This is a genomic window from Paenibacillus sp. ClWae2A (assembly GCF_032452295.1).
In the GTDB taxonomy this organism is placed as follows: domain Bacteria; phylum Bacillota; class Bacilli; order Paenibacillales; family Paenibacillaceae; genus Paenibacillus.
Genome location: NZ_JAULSQ010000011.1, coordinates 92583 through 111108, shown reverse-complemented (window position 1 = coordinate 111108; position 18526 = coordinate 92583). Strand labels below are relative to the sequence as shown.

At 44.4% G+C, this 18526-nt stretch carries 16 protein-coding genes; 3 read left to right on the top strand and 13 right to left on the bottom strand.

The genetic code is table 11. The features are described 5' to 3' along the window. The first annotated feature begins 104 nt into the window (after window positions 1–104). Complete coding sequence (locus tag QVE09_RS24800) at window positions 105–1196, top strand: GntR family transcriptional regulator (protein ID WP_315938961.1); 1092 nt, start codon at window positions 105–107, stop codon at window positions 1194–1196. A gap of 149 nt (window positions 1197–1345) precedes the next feature. On the opposite strand, the gene QVE09_RS24795 is transcribed toward QVE09_RS24800, so the two are convergent. From QVE09_RS24795 to QVE09_RS24765, 7 genes are all read right to left on the bottom strand, one after another. Further along, on the bottom strand, window positions 1346–2107 hold the full coding sequence (locus QVE09_RS24795; RefSeq protein WP_315938960.1) for a leucine-rich repeat domain-containing protein: 762 nt from the start codon (window positions 2105–2107) through the stop codon (window positions 1346–1348). A gap of 26 nt (window positions 2108–2133) precedes the next feature. Then, window positions 2134–4077 (bottom strand): DUF6242 domain-containing protein, encoded by a 1944-nt coding sequence (locus QVE09_RS24790; RefSeq protein WP_315938959.1) that lies wholly within the window; start codon window positions 4075–4077, stop codon window positions 2134–2136. Between the two features lie 403 nt (window positions 4078–4480). Beyond that, complete coding sequence (locus QVE09_RS24785) at window positions 4481–4831, bottom strand: DUF4260 domain-containing protein (protein WP_315938958.1); 351 nt, start codon at window positions 4829–4831, stop codon at window positions 4481–4483. Window position 4832: 1 nt separating this feature from the next. Then, entirely contained in the window at window positions 4833–5447 is a 615-nt protein-coding gene (locus tag QVE09_RS24780) for a TetR/AcrR family transcriptional regulator (protein ID WP_315938957.1), read from the bottom strand. Window positions 5448–5700: 253 nt separating this feature from the next. Next, window positions 5701–7560, bottom strand: coding sequence for a hypothetical protein (locus tag QVE09_RS24775; RefSeq protein WP_315938956.1), 1860 nt, complete (start codon window positions 7558–7560; stop codon window positions 5701–5703). A gap of 11 nt (window positions 7561–7571) precedes the next feature. Next, window positions 7572–9863: a glycosyltransferase family 2 protein gene (locus tag QVE09_RS24770; RefSeq protein WP_315938955.1), complete on the bottom strand. Its 2292-nt coding sequence runs from the start codon at window positions 9861–9863 to the stop codon at window positions 7572–7574. After that, window positions 9863–10957 carry a GtrA family protein gene (locus QVE09_RS24765; protein ID WP_315938954.1) on the bottom strand — a complete coding sequence of 365 codons (1095 nt, stop codon included), beginning with the start codon at window positions 10955–10957 and terminating at the stop codon, window positions 9863–9865. Before QVE09_RS24765 ends, QVE09_RS24770 begins: the two co-directional genes overlap by 1 nt. Before the next feature lie 323 nt (window positions 10958–11280). Here QVE09_RS24765 and QVE09_RS24760 point away from each other — a divergent pair, with 323 nt between their 5' ends. Both QVE09_RS24760 and QVE09_RS24755 read left to right on the top strand, forming a co-directional pair. Next, the gene (locus QVE09_RS24760) at window positions 11281–12990 is read left to right on the top strand and encodes a right-handed parallel beta-helix repeat-containing protein (protein WP_315938953.1); all 1710 of its coding nucleotides are present in this window, start codon (window positions 11281–11283) and stop codon (window positions 12988–12990) included. Between the two features lie 212 nt (window positions 12991–13202). Continuing rightward, window positions 13203–13901: a YheC/YheD family protein gene (locus tag QVE09_RS24755; protein ID WP_315938952.1), complete on the top strand. Its 699-nt coding sequence runs from the start codon at window positions 13203–13205 to the stop codon at window positions 13899–13901. Window positions 13902–13985: 84 nt separating this feature from the next. On the opposite strand, the gene QVE09_RS24750 is transcribed toward QVE09_RS24755, so the two are convergent. From QVE09_RS24750 to QVE09_RS24725, 6 genes are all read right to left on the bottom strand, one after another. Beyond that, the gene (locus QVE09_RS24750) at window positions 13986–14324 is read right to left on the bottom strand and encodes a hypothetical protein (protein WP_315938951.1); all 339 of its coding nucleotides are present in this window, start codon (window positions 14322–14324) and stop codon (window positions 13986–13988) included. 243 nt (window positions 14325–14567) lie between these two features. After that, window positions 14568–15128 (bottom strand): DUF4303 domain-containing protein, encoded by a 561-nt coding sequence (locus QVE09_RS24745; RefSeq protein WP_315938950.1) that lies wholly within the window; start codon window positions 15126–15128, stop codon window positions 14568–14570. 28 nt (window positions 15129–15156) lie between these two features. Next, window positions 15157–15435: a hypothetical protein gene (locus tag QVE09_RS24740; protein WP_315938949.1), complete on the bottom strand. Its 279-nt coding sequence runs from the start codon at window positions 15433–15435 to the stop codon at window positions 15157–15159. A 12-nt stretch (window positions 15436–15447) separates the two neighbouring features. Further along, the gene (locus QVE09_RS24735) at window positions 15448–16065 is read right to left on the bottom strand and encodes a hypothetical protein (protein ID WP_315938948.1); all 618 of its coding nucleotides are present in this window, start codon (window positions 16063–16065) and stop codon (window positions 15448–15450) included. Between the two features lie 403 nt (window positions 16066–16468). After that, the gene (locus tag QVE09_RS24730) at window positions 16469–17014 is read right to left on the bottom strand and encodes a 50S ribosomal protein L25 (RefSeq protein WP_315938947.1); all 546 of its coding nucleotides are present in this window, start codon (window positions 17012–17014) and stop codon (window positions 16469–16471) included. Between the two features lie 367 nt (window positions 17015–17381). Next, the gene (locus QVE09_RS24725) at window positions 17382–18500 is read right to left on the bottom strand and encodes a GNAT family N-acetyltransferase (RefSeq protein WP_315938946.1); all 1119 of its coding nucleotides are present in this window, start codon (window positions 18498–18500) and stop codon (window positions 17382–17384) included. Window positions 18501–18526 lie beyond the last annotated feature (26 nt).

Here is an 18526-nt window from a genome sequence, read left to right as displayed (position 1 = left end):
TCGGTTTTATTTTCATCCCATCTGAATCATGCTAGAATATGTACGTACAACTATTTGAATAACAACGTTTATATAGATGAGTAACGATGAAAGAAGTGGACTACATGAAGCCAAAATACCAGGTCATCATTGATGATATTAAGAGTCATATCCTTTCGGGGACATATAGCATAGGCGAACAGATCCCAACCGAGTTGGCATTACAGGAAAGCTACACCGTAAGTCGCCAGACGGTGCGGAAGGCTATTTTGGAGTTATCTAATGAAGGGTTTTTACGAAGCGAAAAGGGGTCAGGGACCTACGTTAGCAATCAGTATCGATCACGATCAGGCGGCAATACGTCGAAGAAGACGATCGGTGTGATCACGACATACATCTCGGATTACATCTTTCCGTCCATTATCCGCGGTATTGAGAGTCGTCTGAATGAGGACAACTACTCGTTACTGCTGGCCAGCACCAATAATGATGTAGCGCAGGAGAAAAAAGCACTCGAAATGATGCTCTCCTACGGCGTGGATGGCCTGATCGTCGAACCGACCAAAAGTAATCTGTACAATCCAAACATTGCATACTATCTGTCCTTCAAAGAGCAGGATGTGCCGTTTACGATGATTAATGCGTTCTATGAGGAGCTGGAGGTTCCGTTCTTCTGTCTGGATGACGTGCAATCCAGTTATCTCGCCACACGGGAATTGATTGCCAAAGGCCACACCCAGATCGGCATTATTGCCAAAATGGATGATTTGCAGGGCAAGTACCGGATGAAGGGGTACATCAAGGCGCTGGGTGAAGCGAAGTTACGGTTCCATCCTGAGCAAGTACTTTCCTTTGATACCGCAACGAAACCAGAGTTATCTTCTAATGTAGCCACGTATCTGGACGAAAACAGGGATGCGCTCACCGCGATCGTTTGTTACAACGATGAGGTGGGACTAGAGGTCGTGCACGCCTGCAGGCAGCTGGGCATCTCGATCCCGGATGAGTTATCCATCATTGGACAGGACAATTCGTATATCGCCAAGAACGCCAACATCAGGCTAACAACGCTAACCCACCCCCAAGAACAAATGGGCCGCGATGCTGCCGACTGGGTGATCAAGAATCTGCAAGGCAAAAAGGATCTGCCAACCAACACCTACTATCAGCCGGCGCTGGTTGAGGGGGAGACGGTGAAGGAGATCGAAGTGGAATAATATTGTTGTGGGACGGCGTTAAGTTGTTACCGAGCGTTTCTATCCAACATATCTAAAGAAGACCGTCAGAATATCTACGGCCTTCTTTGTTTTTATACAATATAATGAGGGATTAACCTTTTCGTACATATACATCTTCATTAATCGAACTACTTCGCCTGATCCGCTTCATCGCTAACCAGACTTACAACGATGCCTTTCTTCTCCAACTTTTTCACAACTTGCTCTGCACGCTCATTCAACGGATTGTTAGCCAAATATACCTCTGTTAGATGTGGGATGGTTTCGAGCACTGCAATATCCTCAATGAGGTTATTTTCTACATATAAATACTCCAAGGTCGGATGATTTTTTAAAGCAGTTAGATCCTGAATTTTATTATCATTCATAATAACCCATTCCAGCTTTAACTTCTGAAGAGGACTTAGATCGGTCACCTGATTACCACTGGCGAGTAGACTGGTCAGCTTATGCATATTTTTTAATGGAGCCAGGCTTTTGATTTTGTTATCGTCCATAACCAGATTTTGAAGATTAGTCAGACCTAAAAGTGGTGAGATATCTGCAATCTGATTGCCTTCAATAGCTAAGAACGTCAATTTTTTTAACTTGTTGAGTGGCTTAATATTTTTTATATTTTGACCAGGCAAGAATAGATCCGTCATATTAACGGCATGTTCAAGGCCTTGCAAGTTAGAAATCTTATTTTTCGTTCCCATAGCATATATGGATTTTAATTTTTTCAAATCGGCAACCTTTATTTCCTTCTTAGCCGACAGTTTCAAATCTGCTCGAATAACTTTGGCCAAGACCGGGTCTTTGATAAGCGATGCAGCCGAGATAATAGTGGTCGGTAATAGTACAAAAACCAAACATAAAACGATCATACTTTTGATAAATTGATTACGCATATAGAATCTCCCTTTAAGCATCTTAATTAGTAGCTCCGTTTCAAGGAGTTGAGGTCAGCCATAACGATTTTACCTGTATTTCCAAAAACGTACACTTTCCCTTTAAACTCCACCGCATTGTACCAATCGTCTACGGTCAAGACATCCTGCTTGGTCCATTTCTCAGCGTCATCGGAAAGGAAGATGGAACCTTCACTGCCAACAGCAATGAAGAGATTGCCCACGTATGAGATGCCAAAGAATCCAGTGTTCATTCCACGAGCATATAATTCGTCACGGAACTCTGTCCTCGCCCATTTCTTACCGTCCTCTGAAGTCAAAATAACCGCACTCTGTGCATTCCCATAGTGACTGGCAGTGGTCACGACAAATTTTCCGTCACCCCATACCACATCGAAATTATGTCCAGGAAACCGTGCCGGGATTTCGTTCCACTTCAGACCATCCTCGGAGACGAGCAAAAGCCCTTTTTCTCCAACGGCTACCAGTGTTGTGCCGTTGGATGCCATCGCATTGATTTTTTTCTTTACATTAGTGTTCAATGTTCTCCACGTCTTCCGATCCTTGGAAGAAATAATCGTGCCGGCCTCCCCTGCCACGTAATACGTATTATTGGCATATAACACACTCGTAAGTGATTGAGTTGTCGGTGATTTAATGACTGTCCACTTTACCCCATCATCAGAGGACATCATCTTCCCGTCATCTCCTACCGCAAAAAAATCCTTCCCTGACCACACAACACTCCGAAGCGGATAAGCTTGGTTTACATTAGAAGATTGCCACTTGCCTGACGTGTTCATCTTCGCTGAGCCCTGCGAGCTGACGGAAAGGAAGTTAAGCCGGCTACGATACCCACCCACCAACACCAGCTTATCCTTGTTTACAGCTGCTTCGTATACGTTACTTGGAAGTACAAAAGGGAATCGCTTTGTTAGCTTCCATTTTCTTCCATCTGTAGATGTTTGGATACCAACATCCGTAATCGTTATATACTGCTTGCCGTTGTGGATGGTAAAAAACGGATTCTGCTTAGGGGTGGTTGCAAACCCAGCATCGCTCCAGCTCTTACCATCCTTGGATGTCCAGTTGACATCCTTCAAGACATGATTGGCTTTATTCACATATTCAAAACCAAAAATATAAAACCTGTCCTTCGCCCAGTACACCTTGGACCAAAAGGCTTTGGACGATACATATGTCCATTTCTGCCCATCCTTTGAGGTCATGATCGTTGCATCCCCTACAGCAACAAAAGCTCCACCGCCATAGGTCATATCCCAAACTTGCTCATAATTAGGCTGATTGGTCTTCACCTTTTTCCAGGTGATTCCGTCTTTGGATACCGCTACGACTCCGCCTTCATAACCTTGAGCCACGAAGGTATTATTGCCCCATGCTACGGCTGTAAAACTGGTGGAGATCCCTGTTTTTCTTTCGGTCCACGTTAATCCATCCTCTGAAGAGAAAATCTTTCCTTCATATGTTGTTCCACCAACTGCAATATATCGTTTCCCGTTCCATACGGCGTCTTTTAAAAATTTTATATGTATTGAATTATTTAACTTCTTCCATGACAGACCATCATTGGATGTCCATACGGTTACGATATCTGCTTCCTCACGAAAACCCATGAATTCTGACTTTCCACGAATAATCAAACTAAAATCTACTGGATCCCCAGTATAGATTGTCTTCCATGTAACTCCGTCCTTAGAGGTTTTCACATAACCTCCGGCAGCCGGCATCATATAAATCCCTCCACCATAGGCAATGGAATGGGAAACTCCACTATTTAACTCATCCAACGAAGACCAATTAAGGTTCAACTGACTGTTTACTACACCATCCTCAATGTTAGCACCTTCACCCTCTGCCTGAGCAGGATGTACAGAAATTAGGGAAAACAGCAGGATCGTGGTTAACAGCAGATGTATTACTTTTAGTGAAAAAACTAGTGTGCGACTCATAGTTATCTCCTTAATTATTTAATACTAGAAATATACCATGATCTGAAATGAAATACTTGGATATTATCTTCATCCCTACTTAATAGAAACCCTACCTCTCTCACCCTATAAATCTTCCGTTAAGAACGGATAATAGACTACTTCACCAAGGAATGTGATAACCGCATCACAAGTCAAAGACACTTTCGGATTGGAATGAATGGTCATTGAAGACCCCGTTTCGGGATCACCGATGGTAGTGCCGAGAGGGCGATATCATGCAAAATAGACGAGTAGCTACTATGCACACATCCAGCTTATGGAGCGTCCTTCTATAATGAACCAATCCCCTGGCATATAAAAGCTGCCAGGGGATTTCAATAAAATCCATTGCCCTTGCATCATACTGTGATGGCAAAGAACACTATATTCTTTGGAGATGGGAATCTTTGAAATCGGTTGTGTATTTTAAACCGTAGCCCACCGTGCGATCCACACCAATATGAACTAACCAGATGAAGCCGATCATAGTCAGGAATGAGATAGAGAACATGTGTCCTGCCAATAGCAAGAGCACCGGCGTTACGAACGTATGAGCTATATTATACACGTATGCTCCCACCTTGTTGCCAAATGCATATCCGAACATAAATAAATCGGGAGCAAGCAGCAAAAGCAGGAAAATCCACCAACTGTAACCGTAGGAAAAGTAGAAATACGTGCCCAGCACTGCAACGATAGCATTTTCTATCTTAATCAATATTTGATTATTCATGTCATTCTCCTTTTTTCTGCATGGTAATGCCATCAAGCATCCATCCAATACCCATTGATACCTGCTCGTGGTTGATAGGCTCTGCGGACAACATTACAGGTGCCTGAAGTGTCAAGCCATCGAATACAGCCTGAATCAGTGACACTAGCATCTCTTTTTCGTGCGTGTTCAATGGTAGTGCCATCCGATCAATGATCTCCATTATGCCCAACTTCATTTCCTTATATAGCATCACCAACTCTGTGGCAAGTTTCTCGTTGTTGACGCTCTCCGTCCAGAGGTTAATCAACAAGGTGAACCATTCCCGATTTTCTTTTCGAAATTCGACTACGTGCAGTAACCCCTGCTGAAGAATTTCTGTAGGAGATACCTCCAAATCCAGCTTCGAGAAGGCAGCCTTCATCCCTTTATTAATCATCCATTCTCTGACCACTTCCACCAATAGCGTTTCTTTCGTGCCAAAATGATATCCGATCAGCCCTTGGGCTACACCCGCCTTCGCTGCAATCTCTTTCATTGTTGATTTAGTGTAGCCCACTTGACCGAATAATGTAAAAGCCGCTTGCATGATCGCGCTTCTTCGCTCGTCTTGATTGGGCGGTTGGATGTTAGTCATGACGCATTCACTCCTATACTGTTTGTTCGAACAGTCAACTTATGATTTCATTGTAATACTGTTTGTTCGAACAGTCAATGTATTATGTTTGTTATCATTTTCACCTGTGAACCTACGCGCCATGTATCCGATTCAGAGGAAACTTTAGTAAAAAAGGCAATTGCACGCTATTACGCACAATTGCCTCTTTCTTATGGAATCGTTGATGATATCTGGCTATTCTCAGTAAGCTATCGCTTATGACCTACTCAAGCTATACCTTGGTCAGCGTAAGAACAATCTGTTCTCCCGAACGGGTAATTTTATAAATCCCCTCTTGCATGTCGATGCCATAATGCTTTTTCAGCAACCACTTGGCGTTGAGATCCGTCTCGACGACCACCAGATAATCATAGCCGCTCAGAAGGTTGTCCATATTATCCTCATAGAACAACACAATCCCGTCCACATGAGGGGCATACAAGAAATACTTCCCTACATATTGCATGTAATAGTTCGTGACCTGTTGGTCCCTGTCTGAGGCGTAGAAGAGATATCTGTTATTATCCTCTTGCCCACCTGGGTACCACCGATCACCGGTAACCGCATGAATCTTGTAAGGGAGCGTTGTATCATAGCTTTGGGCGATAGACACGATACCATTGTATTCGGACAAAAGGATGGTGGCAGCAACCGCGATACAGCCGATAATACCTTTTTGATAATGGCCTTTTGTCTCAACCGTCTTAAAGGACTGATAATCAGGAACTTCACCAATCCGATAGTGAAATGATCGCTCCAAGTCGATCGCAGCGCACAACACCAGCCCACCGGCGAACAGCACCACGATACTCGATGCATAACGCTCAAAGCCTGCCAGGACAATGGCTTCATCCAATGGCATGGAGAAGAGATACAGCGCCAGAATACCTGCATAATACAATAACAGTACAACGTCCAGAGCAATTAGTGCTTTCCACAAGTTCCACTTCTTCTTGAGCACGACGATGGCAAATACAGATGCTGCAATCGCGATAAGTTGGAAAATAACAATGCCGATCACTGGTCGTGTCGTCAGATCCGTACTGGCCTTCAGGAAAGTCCACAGAATCTCCTGCATCTGCTCCGGCGTTTTGCCGGCCTGAATCCCCGACGTAGCCACATCGAACTTGTTATCAATGCCTTGGAACACCGTCGCCATTCGCCAGCTCCAGCCGAAGTAGGGAATCAGCGCACCGCAGATCGTGCCCACGACAGCGAGTGCTGTTTTCCATTCGAACTTTTGCTTATGTTTTAACCAGGTATACACCAGGAAGATTAGGCCAATCGCGGCGAAAATAATCCCTGTGCTTTTGATGATGTTCAGCAATCCCGCAAGCGGAAGAACAACAATACATGCCTTTTTGATCTCATTTCGATATTGATAAATCACCGCCAAGATCGCGAGCGCGTAGATCGGAAGCAAGAAATCCACGAGCAGGTTGGTGATCCGAATCGTAAGATTGAAAAACGAAAGTGTAGATAACCCGAGTCCGAGAAAAGCGTACAGAAGAAAGCGTTTCTTCTCCGAAACAATGCCAAACATGGCATAAAAACAGGAAAAGATAAGCAATCCCTGTGCCAAGAGCATTACGGACTGGGAGTGCCCCATGAAGCGACAGACATAATATATAAATGACGAAGTCCCCAGCGGATAGTTTTTAAAATCAATCAGGTTAGAGTCTGGCGTCGGAAAGGCATCTGTACTTAACATCTGCTTCAATACGATAGCCCAGTGGGAGAAATTATCGTAATGCGTTAATTGGTTCTGAAAGAGCACCAGCAAGAAAACAAAAGTCCCTGCCAGGAATGAAAATTGGAATATGGAAAAGGACATACGTAATGATGCCCCTCGGCGTAGCCTGAGAAACAACATTCCCCCATACAAAAGCAAACCTGCAATCAGGATGACAAGGCTGCCCGTAAAGAGCTGCCCTGCCAAACCACTCAGAAAAACAAGGCAAGCAATCGAGGAAAACACAAATACAGGAATGAACTCCCAACGTAGTGATAGTGCCTTCCGTACAAACTGCATATAACCAAGAAAGGAGAATATCAATAAAACTCCCATCACAAAATGAAGCACAATGAGCATCTCTATCTCTCCTAACCCTCTCTGGTGGAACGATCGGAATGTGGCTGAATCAGATCCGTCAGCAATTGGTCGATCAGGCCCTTCTCCACAATATCATCGATATTCTCCACCGAGAGAAGCACTTCGCGCTCACGGGCTGTCGTTTTTCCCGTATGTTGCAAAATGACTTCAATATTACTCTTCGTATAAAAAGTAACGACCGCTCCTGCCGCAATATCACCACGGAACCCCGTCGCGGAGAAGAAACGATAATTGAAGCTGCGCAGCGTACAGCTAGCATCATTGGTGAAATGAACTGGAAGCTGAAGGGAAAGCCGCGGCATTTTTCGCTGATCCGATCTGGGTTGAACAATCCTTTTTTTCACATTGCGTAACATATCGTCATAAGCCGTATCCCACAGATTCATCTGCTCTGGCAATGAGTGTTTACGGTCGTAGATGATTTGCATGTATTGGCGGTTATCATTCTCATCAATCGGCTGAACCGTTGCGGAGTAACGCCAGCCCTCTCCATCCTGTTTCACATACACGATGACTGCATCGAGATCGGCTTCATACCGGTCGGTTTTGACAACCAAAGAGATAATTTTCTGTTCAGCCAAATAAATGGGATAAGGGACATAGAAGGCAATACCTTGTTCGGATACATCAACCGTCTTGGCCTGATATCGCAGATTGTTGGCTTGGTCGTGAATCGTGACATCTTCCTGCGCCCGAATCCGTTCTGTCTCCCGATACGCACGACGGCCAATCATGAAGAACAGGGCGTAACATAGCGCGATCATGTTATGAATCAGCCAGAAAATAATGATACTGCTGAAGAACAGCGCGATGCCGTACTTGCCATTGACATACCGAATCACGGCTGCAATGGAAAGCAACAGCAAGAAGATATGCGGAAGTGCATATATTAGAGCTGACATCCATTGTCGACCGCTGGCTCTGCTTTTGTTGGTAACCTTGAATTTTTTCTCGCGAATACCCAGCGTTTCTAGAAGAACCGGCCAGATCAGATAAGGCATAAATATGGTATCGATAACCTGACTCCATCGCTGATTTCGAATATTGCTGGACAGATATCGCATGGATACACTGTAGAAGAAATAAGATGGAAGCCAGAATATTAGGATTTGCCAGAAGGTTGTGTTCACAATCTGGAAGTCGAATAACGCAAACAGAATAGGTGCCAAAATGAAAATCAACCGATTAAAGAAGGACCACCAGTATAAGAAACTGCTTAAGTAGGTCACTCTCGTCCAGAAAGGGAGCTTTCCAGATATGGGTGCACGCGTATTCTGCAGGCTCTGAAGGATACCCCTTGCCCAGCGAATCCGCTGTTTAATCATGCTCTTCACTGTTGTTGTTGTCTGCCCGGCAGCTTGAACCTCTTGAGTCGCATAGGTAATGTAACCTTCCTGCTGCAAGCGGATGCTTGTCTCAAAGTCCTCGGTGATGGTATTCAGCGGAAAACCTCCGATGTCTTCCATTCCTTGCCTAGAAATGACCGTATTGCTTCCGGTATAGGCTACCGCATTGGAAGCATTACGCAGGATATTCACTTCTCTGGAGAAAAAATCCTGTTCATTCGGAATGCCTTGCTCTGCATACAGGTTGAACTGGAATAGATCCGGATTGTAGAAACTCTGCGGGGTCTGTACCAGACCAAGCTTGAACTTAGGGTCCATCTCGTCCTCTCGGCGAGGACGCCATTCCTCATTCTCCTTAATAAACGTGGAGAGCAAGAAATAGGGTACCGTTTTCATCAAAAAGGTATGCTGCGGAATCATATCTGCATCAAACGTTGCAATGAGCGGAGAAGAGCTTTTGCTCAATGCATTGTTCAGATTACCAGACTTGGCATCCTTGTTTCCGGGGAACCCCAGATATCCCACACCAAACTGTCTCGCAAGCTCCTCCACCTCAGGTCTTGCTCCATCGTCACAGAGATAGATATGAACCTTCTGCTTGTCCGGGTAATCCATGAACGTACAGGCATTAACGGTTTTATATAACAGATCGACAGGCTCATTATGCGTAGCAATAAATACATCCACATCCGGATAATACTCCGGCGGAACGATTGGAAAGTCGAGCTGTGTACGTTCTTTTTGCATCTTTTGAAAGAATAATTCAAAGGTTGTTAGTACGGTGACCGTTTCAGCCACAATCAGCAACATCCCAAAAATGACGTTCAGCATGCCTTCACCCCATGGCAACGTAAAGAACGTACGCCATACCAAATAAATCGACATCAGGATCATCGTGATGATAAAAAAGATATTCTGCCTTTTTTCGTTTTGCACTACAACTGCTTCCTCCTTGCTGCAAATACCCATCTTCGCTGCAATTGGAAACTGAGCAGGAACAGCAAGGCATCACAGACGAATTTCGCCAATTTCTCATCTACGAAGAGAACGGTATGGAATATATATACGCCAGTACTGGATAGCAAAATCACTACTCCGCATAACGTCAGATAGCGCCATAGACTGCCCTGGCTATCCTCCTTGCGGAATACAAAATGTCTGTTCAGTACATAGTTGACCACAATGGAGATAACTCTCGCAATAACGGTGGCGAGCAGAATTCTTAAATAGTGCTGCTCACCCAACATGGGCCGCAATGCGTCGATCAAAAACCAGGCGATGCCCAAATCAACAACCGAACTGGCCACCGATGATGAAATGAACCTCAGGAAATTGGAGAACAACACCCCCATGACCCGAGCACTATCCTGGATCGCTTTAAAATGAGTTCCCGCATTGCCATTCTCATAAATGACTTGGATTGGCATGGTATGAATCGGTATGCCAGACTGAATGCACGAGATGAGCATCTGCAGCTCATATTCAAATCGAGTGCCGCGAACATCCTGCATAAACGCAAGTAACCCTGGACCGAAGGCACGAAGCCCAGTCTGGGTATCTGACAGCTTTTTACCATACAGCATGGCAAAAATAAAGGAGGTCATCCGATTGCCTAACAGGGACTTTGGGGGTATATTCCCCTCGCTGAAGTTCCTTACCCCGAGCACCAATGAGTCCGGATGAATCCTTGCTTCTTGAGCTATGCGGTATACATCCTCAGCTGCGTGCTGTCCGTCTGAATCAGCGGTTACAACGAAGGAAGATGCATCGAATTGCTGTCCAATATACTCAAATCCGGTCTTGAGTGCCGCACCCTTTCCCTGATTTTCTGTATGTGTCAACAGAGCACAACCGTTCTCACGAAGCTCCTCGAAAATCGACTGATAGGCCTCACCCGATCCGTCGTCCACAATAACAATATTAGTAAATCCATACTCTCGCAATTGCCGTACATAGGCTGGAAGTCTCTCATCCGGTTCAAGTGATGGAATGAGGATGATCGTTTCGCCGTTTTGTTTACCTATAATCATCCTGATAAGCCTCAATTCGACATATTTTCACAGATTCTTTTTTGAATATTGTGAGTATAACATCGAAAGGGCATACAGTAAACGAATAACTTGTATATATATTGGTAAAAAAGTTGCACTCTTATATCAGCTAATTCATAGGTGAAAAATACTAGGAATAGGACTGTGGCATGTTGGTTATCTGTCGATGGTATAGCGATAAATATGATGTATTCTTTCATTTATCATTTCATAAAATGAACAAAATGGAAATTAAATTTCATCTATTCAATCTGTAATCCGATGGATTTACAAAAAGGTAGTCATGAGAGGAGCGCACAGGGATGCCTCAGGAGGTTTTTGTTAATAGCGCATGGATCGGACTGCCCGTTGGGACCGTGGTAGGTCCGGGAATGATCATTGGAACTAATGCATTCGGTACAATTACAGAAGGCGTAGCCGCAGTAGCTCCCCAAGGAACCGTACAGGTAGCGGCTGGAGTCTATAATGAATCCGTTGATATCGATAAGCCACTTCAACTGCACGGTGCTCAATATGGGGTTGACGCGCGTACCCGCTCAGGTAATCCTGCAGAAGAATCTGTGGTACAAAGCAGTACAGATTCAGGCATTTTCTTCCTTATTTCCAGCATTGACAGCAGTAGTGTGGTCATCGACGGGTTCACAATACAAAACAATACGTTAGGTACCGGAATCAACGCCAATGGAGCCCAGTCGGGGTTCTGGTTCCTCAATAACATCATTCAGAACAATACAATCGGCTTATACCTAAACTCGAACGGTTCCATCGAATGCTTGGTGCAACAAAATCTTATTAACAACAACAATCAGGCAGGACCCGGGGGCGGAAACGGTATTTATTCCGATCAAGGATTTTCCAATGCTCTCATCGACAATAATAAATTTACCAATAATCAGGGGACGATGACCTTATTAGGTGGTGAAACTACTGCCTTCGAGAATGTTATCATTTCTAACAATGAGATTATTACGGATGGCGGAATTTTTATGCTTACTTGTCAGAACATCAGTATTCTAAATAATACGATTAGTAACAATACGTCTGACGGCATTTTTTTATCGGGCGGAAATGATCGAATTACGATTTTGAACAATATCTTGCAATTCAATACGGGCAACGCAATTAACGTTCAACTGGATTTTACCGCTGTCCTCAATTCTAATATCCGCGCCAAACATAACAGTATCGTAGGGAATACGGTGGCTGGCTTAACTGTAGCTACAGGAAGTTACAATAATACAGCGCCGAATTTGAATCTCGATGCCACGAATAACTGGTGGGGCGATCCGAGTGGACCCAACGTCAACGGTGGGGGACCAGGTACGGGTCAAGCAATCATCGATCCAGACTTGGTAACTCTGTATATTCCATTTCTTGTTGAAAACCCGTTTGTCCCAACTTCACTTATCACCCCTGTCCAGAGACTAAGCAGCAGTGCAACGAATGTATATGTAGCAGCAGACCGTGATACAGCCGTAGCCGCTGCTAATTTGGGAACCGGTACGCTGGCTGTAGAGGTGGCCCAATTTCCGCTTTGGAGCATCTTAACGGAATTTAATAATGACAATAATCCTGTATTCGGAGCCGTTCCCAATCCAGTTATAGTATGGGATGCAACGACAGCTCCGGGACAAGTGTTTGGCTTTGCCGCAGCCACAGATTCCTTTACGTTAGCTGCCACAGGGGAATTTTTGATTAATTTAACGGCATTCGCTGATAATGCCATGGAGGCACAGATCGATCTGGTGGACGCAACAACGAATACCATTATATCGACACCACCGTTAGGTGTCTTGCTATTAGATGGAAGCATGGACCCCACACCTGTCGTTCTCGATTTCCCCTTCAATTGGCAAAATATACGCTTTTATTCCATCCCCACTGGGCCGATCCCTGCTGGCGAATATAAAGTGATCGTTTCCTTTACAGTTGTAAACTATCTTCAATACATGTCCTATCCCGACCCCGCCGGGCTATCCTTTGTTGCGGATGTTTATACCGCAAGTACTTAACATACAGCTTGGGAGGATCGTTTTCGAGTGTCATTCCCTGTGATTCAACCTTCAATAAAATGCATAGCACATCTATGATGATGATCGGTGAGATCCTTTGATCATAAATATAGACGAATGGCCGCTTATGCTGATCACTGATTTGAATTAGAATTACCGTAGAAGTCTGTAAAAAGGCTGTGATTCCAATATTATTCGAAAGAGACAAATGGTTGCAGTATGGCATTCTGCGCGATGAGCCTTCTCTCGCTGAACGGTTGCCAGAAACACAGTTGCTTGAGAAGGATACGCTAACGAGTATGCTTCTTCAGTATCCCAGCGTTGTACTGAAACCTCGTAATGGCAGTTACGGAAGGGGTATCCTGTTCATTAAACGAAGCGGTGCAAATGCTTATCGTATTCAAAATGAAAATAACACAGTCACCATGAGAGACAACGATCAGTTACTCGAATGGATCGAACAAACAAACAAAAGTGATGAATATATTGTCCAAAAGCGTCTGCAACTTGCTCAAATTAAACACAGGCCGTTCGACATTCGGATCATGGTTCAGCGCAAAAAGGGTTCCTCGTCCACTTGGAACGTGACAGGTTCCTATGCTAAAGTCGCAGCACAAGGATACCAAGTCACCAATGTGAATAACCGCCCCATTCCAGTTCTTAAAGCACTGAGACTGGCTCGAATTGGAGATCGGCGCTTACTTGTCAGAGCGGAACAAGTTGCACGATTAGCTGCCAAACGATTGGGAGAACATTACCCTATGCTTAGACAAGTCGGGTTCGATATAGCCATCGACAAGAAACGGCGAATTTGGATTATCGAAGGCAATTATCAACCAGCCTTACGGCCTTTCCGACTTTTGAAAGATTCCTCGATGCACCGCAGAATATTATGGTACAAGAAACATTAAAACGAAAAAAGACGACCTGCCTGCTAGCCCGGGCAAGTCGTCTCTTCATGTTTCGTACCTAATCTCGATATTAACCCTCTTCGGTTATTTCCGGCATTTTCTAATCGCACTTGTCACACGCGTCACTCGGAACTGATTTACCCCTACCTGTATGATGGCAAACTGGCTGTAAGAAGTACCGGAAGAAGTATACGGTTCAGCCTCAATATTTCCACTCGGTGTTCTAACCGTTGCTGTGATTCTAGTTACCAAGCAGACTCCACGGCTTGAGGCTCTCCAAGTCTCGTCACGCTGAACACTATATCTATCGTTGCTACAAAAAATGGATGCATACTCCACTACTCCACTCGCATTAAACGAAGTCGAGTTATAGATCTGAACAGGGTCATAACCACTAGGTGCTCCAGGTCTTCTATTTCCCATTCTCAAAACCTCCTTTTTATTGATAATCTATTAGATGCAGTTAAATAGTTTTGGTGAGGTATAAATGTGGACAAGGCAGAAAAAGTGTGTTTGTCCGAGGGTCGCAGACACAAAAAAGAACCACCCTTTACTGTACAAAGGTGGTTCGAGAATTATAGTCCTACTTTCACTATCACTTTAATGAGCTAATCAAGTCGATATGGAACATAGTAGACGGTCAGAGTTCCCAAATTGCAGATGCTTCTATTCTGCCGCCTCCGCCAACCATGCTTGCATAGCCGGAGATTCCGCCCGATTCAAACGTAAGGCAATTTCGGTATTGAGCTTATCCGGCGGCATGACTTCAACAAGGACACATACGGACTCTCGTGGTTGATTTAAGGCAAACACGCCTTCATCATCGAGCATTTTCATCGCCAGCTCCATGGCGTTCAACCTCACATCCAACTCCCGATTCCAATCATCATTCTCCAGTTCCGCAATGTAAGGACGCTCGTTATATCGTTGTTTGACATCGTCAAAGTGATCATCCCCAAAACAACAATAGGGCGAATCCGCATACGACCATTTAATGAGATCCGCAATCGTGGATACCGGCGTATCACTTTCTTCTGCTTGGCTAGCCGACTCCAACGCCAAAGCTTCCCACGACCAGGCAGAGATGCTTGGCGCATGTCCCTCGCCAGTAGTGTATAACGTACAATAATAGTAACGTTCACCATTTTCAAAAAGAGCACCAAAAGACGTTCTGGCGGCAGCGGCAATCTCTATGGCCAGTGTCTCTATTTCTTGCATTGGCTTCATGATTGGAGTTCTCCTTTCCATTTGTCGATTATCGGCCACTTCTATATGAGTTGGCTATTTGGACTAGATACCAGACACCCGCACCCACAAGGATAGCAAACACCAGATTGATGCAGCCGAACACGATGAGTGACTTTGCTTGGCCTGGACCAATCCGGAAAGCGGTAACGAGCTGGAATACAGCCGGTAGCAGAAACGCCAGCCATGAGATGGTTATAAGCTTTTCTGTTCTGAAGCTCCACCACACTGCGGAACATGAGGCAGCTAGCAGTACCCAGGTACAGATAATCTTTAGGGCGAACATCATTTCGGCCCCCTCCTATTTGCCACGAATCAAAAGTCCATATTTACTGAATATCCACGATTGGCTCAAGTCGTGCATTGCATCAAGGCTTATACGCACAGAGGGTTTTTGCTCCTTCATCGCATCTGCATCCTGGGCTGAGAAGCGAAGGGGTTTAGTCATTTTTTTGATAGAGTCCCTTATTTCATCGAAAAACGCATAGGTCAGCGGCTTATGGTCCCGGATATCCTCATATATATAATATTTTCCTTTTTCGTCTTCCAAATTAACTTGAAAACCTTTCGGAAATGAAAGCATGATGCACGGCAGCTCATCCTCTGCCCACTGTCCGTGATATGGATAAGAAACCCCTTCATTTCTCACAAAAAATCCTGAACTTTCTTGATCCGATGCAATAGAGATAGAGTAAACAAAGAAGGGATGGACGTCATCTCTCTTTTCTCCTGCCACAAAATACTGATAGAACGTCTGATATGCGTCGTACACCTGATTATAATCATGCTCTGTTCGGGCAGCATTGGTACGATAGAATTGCGCTTGCCGATGCTCCAAAAGCTGCAAAAGGCTTTTAAACTCTTCAGGAGTGATGAAGAATCTCAGTTTATAGAATCCGCTATTCTTTAATTTGTCCATTTTTTTGCTAACCACCCTGTTTAGAAATGTTATGCCAATGACCTTACGGTTCAGGTTTACCACCGCTCATCCTTATCTCTATATTGAGCGTTAATTCATCCGCATCTGTTCTTATATATCAACTATATATGTATCTTATTTCCATTATAGTGATCACTTGTCCTGAGTCTACCTACTTTACACCTGAATTTTGCGAATGAACTGAGAAAGGGTAGCGAAATATCAGGATAATTGCGCCAGTACGCGAGCAAAAGACATACATGAGGTGAATTCCAGACTACCTGCCTTGTGAGGATGGGAGCACGCCAACACATATCGTGATCAGCACAAATTAGCCGTACGGATGATCACGATCACCCGTACGGCTAATTTTGACTTATTCAGCTTTGCGAATTTGGAATTGTTAAGGTTTAACTACAGATAGAAGAGACTCATTCCCCTCAGAGATCACCGTCACATCTGGTGCAAACGTTGCATCACTTACATGTAGCGTTTCTCCAAGTTCCATAGTACTAATGTCAAATTCAATCGACTTTGGTAAGTGTCTCGGCAATGCCTCCACTTCAATGGAAGCTAATTGAACTTGCACAACTCCGCCCTGTTTTGTTCCGATCGGTGTGCCGTTGAACTTGACAGGAATTTTAGTACGCATAATCTCATTGGTCTGTACCTGTTGAAAATCCACATGAATCAAATCTCGTGTAACGGAATCACGTTGGAGGTCTTCCAATAGTACGGTCAATGAGCCTTTCTCTTCAAACTGCAATTCAATAAAACCAGACGCTCCTTGCTTCAACCATTTTTGAAATTCTATTGTTGGAATATGAATCATCTCATTCTCCGTATTTCTGCCAAAAACAATACCTGGCAAACGCCCGGATTTACGTAGGTCCCTAAGTCGTGAAGAATTTAATGGAATGCGGGTCTCCGCTTGAAAGCTAGTAGTCATGCTATGTTCGCTCCTCTTTATTAAATGATATTTTCACATTTTTCATACTCATCCAACCATCCCCTGTTGGGGCTAAAGAGAGAAACATAGCATCACCACCTCCATATACGATCCAATTGATTTTAAAATACATTTAATGTAAGCTCCCATAATATATATGAAGGCACTCTACTCCGAAGAGTAGAATGCCTATGGGATGCTTCAACCCTATCATAGAAACATCGATTTGTCGATTTAACCCCATAATACGATCAAAAGCGTATCCTTCCAGTCCGCGTCGTTGATCAGCATAGAGACCACCCCAACGATGGAGTGGCCTTCATGTCCTCATCTCTAATTTATACATCCTCAATACTCGTTGGATTTGTCAGAATTTATCGATCTTATACCAGAATATCGGGAGCGGAAACCACCCAACAGGCGCAGCAACTGCCATATAACGGCCATGTTGTGTAAGTAGAAGCGCCTGGGCCTGCTGCTTATCAAGGACAATGGCATCGGTCTTAGCAGATCGCTCGACAGTCACACCACTCGCATCCACTCGCGCAGTAATCGGCTGACCGTCCATGACTGCTGAGAATTCTCCCTCTACTATCCCTGTGGTCTTGAATTTGAGTGTCAGATATGCCTCCAATACATTGGCAAAGTCCAGAATATGATACATATCCGATGTCTCAATAACATAGTCTTCCGCAATGTTGCCAAGTGTCGTATTCAGCGGGATATCATATTCCGGTGTAAATATAGATATACGATCTGTTCTGCTATGTACCATATAAGCCTTAATCGTCCGCCAAATATCTGCCGCATGTTCCACCGCAAATTCAGATATTTCATCGCCTGTTTCGTTTACAATTAGATACCCGATCAGTTTATCTTGATCCAGAACGCCCAGCGCCTTTTGATGGAGGCTGCCGAAAATAAGCGGTAATTGCTGCACCGTACGTTCAACAAAAGCAAGCCGCGAGGTGTTGATGTTATGTGCAAAGGACTCTGCTCCTTCAATCTCGAAGAACGGCCTGAAGGATATTCCTGTGTCGTTCACATGTTTTAAGCCATGGCGCACATTGGCCTCTCCTACGAAATACTTGAGCTTTACACCGCCAAGCGTGAAGCCAAAATACTCATATCTCTGCCGCTGACCATATAATACAACCATATCACACGTATTGCGCAGTTCCTCAAGCCACATGTCCATGAGCACCTTCATATGTCCTTCGCCACGCGCTCGTGGATGGACCGATACAGTACCCAAATAGCCGGTTCGCAGGGTATGGCCACATACTGTCAGAGGCTCTGGAAAAACAGCTACCTGCGCGCGCAGCCTGCCTTTCTCATCCACAGCTACCTTATGCATGGCAGAAGAATCTACGTTCTTCCCATACCCTTTGGGCATCAGAGTTTCAAATTCCAAGTGAAAAGCATAGTTGGCTAAATCGATACATTCTTCACGCTCATCCGGAGTTGCCATTCTATATTCAGTCATTCGCCCTATCCTTTCAACATCAATAT

What these genes read in the sequence shown, in the direction of transcription:
- QVE09_RS24800 (WP_315938961.1), top strand. Translation starts at nt 105, where the DNA reads ATGAAGCCAAAATACCAGGTCATCATTGATGATATTAAGAGTCATATC.
- QVE09_RS24795 (WP_315938960.1), bottom strand. Translation starts at nt 2,107, where the DNA reads ATGCGTAATCAATTTATCAAAAGTATGATCGTTTTATGTTTGGTTTTT.
- QVE09_RS24790 (WP_315938959.1), bottom strand. Translation starts at nt 4,077, where the DNA reads ATGAGTCGCACACTAGTTTTTTCACTAAAAGTAATACATCTGCTGTTA.
- QVE09_RS24785 (WP_315938958.1), bottom strand. Translation starts at nt 4,831, where the DNA reads ATGAATAATCAAATATTGATTAAGATAGAAAATGCTATCGTTGCAGTG.
- QVE09_RS24780 (WP_315938957.1), bottom strand. Translation starts at nt 5,447, where the DNA reads ATGACTAACATCCAACCGCCCAATCAAGACGAGCGAAGAAGCGCGATC.
- QVE09_RS24775 (WP_315938956.1), bottom strand. Translation starts at nt 7,560, where the DNA reads ATGCTCATTGTGCTTCATTTTGTGATGGGAGTTTTATTGATATTCTCC.
- QVE09_RS24765 (WP_315938954.1), bottom strand. Translation starts at nt 10,957, where the DNA reads ATGATTATAGGTAAACAAAACGGCGAAACGATCATCCTCATTCCATCA.
- QVE09_RS24760 (WP_315938953.1), top strand. Translation starts at nt 11,281, where the DNA reads ATGCCTCAGGAGGTTTTTGTTAATAGCGCATGGATCGGACTGCCCGTT.
- QVE09_RS24750 (WP_315938951.1), bottom strand. Translation starts at nt 14,324, where the DNA reads ATGGGAAATAGAAGACCTGGAGCACCTAGTGGTTATGACCCTGTTCAG.
- QVE09_RS24745 (WP_315938950.1), bottom strand. Translation starts at nt 15,128, where the DNA reads ATGAAGCCAATGCAAGAAATAGAGACACTGGCCATAGAGATTGCCGCT.
- QVE09_RS24740 (WP_315938949.1), bottom strand. Translation starts at nt 15,435, where the DNA reads ATGATGTTCGCCCTAAAGATTATCTGTACCTGGGTACTGCTAGCTGCC.
- QVE09_RS24735 (WP_315938948.1), bottom strand. Translation starts at nt 16,065, where the DNA reads ATGGACAAATTAAAGAATAGCGGATTCTATAAACTGAGATTCTTCATC.
- QVE09_RS24730 (WP_315938947.1), bottom strand. Translation starts at nt 17,014, where the DNA reads ATGACTACTAGCTTTCAAGCGGAGACCCGCATTCCATTAAATTCTTCA.
- QVE09_RS24725 (WP_315938946.1), bottom strand. Translation starts at nt 18,500, where the DNA reads ATGACTGAATATAGAATGGCAACTCCGGATGAGCGTGAAGAATGTATC.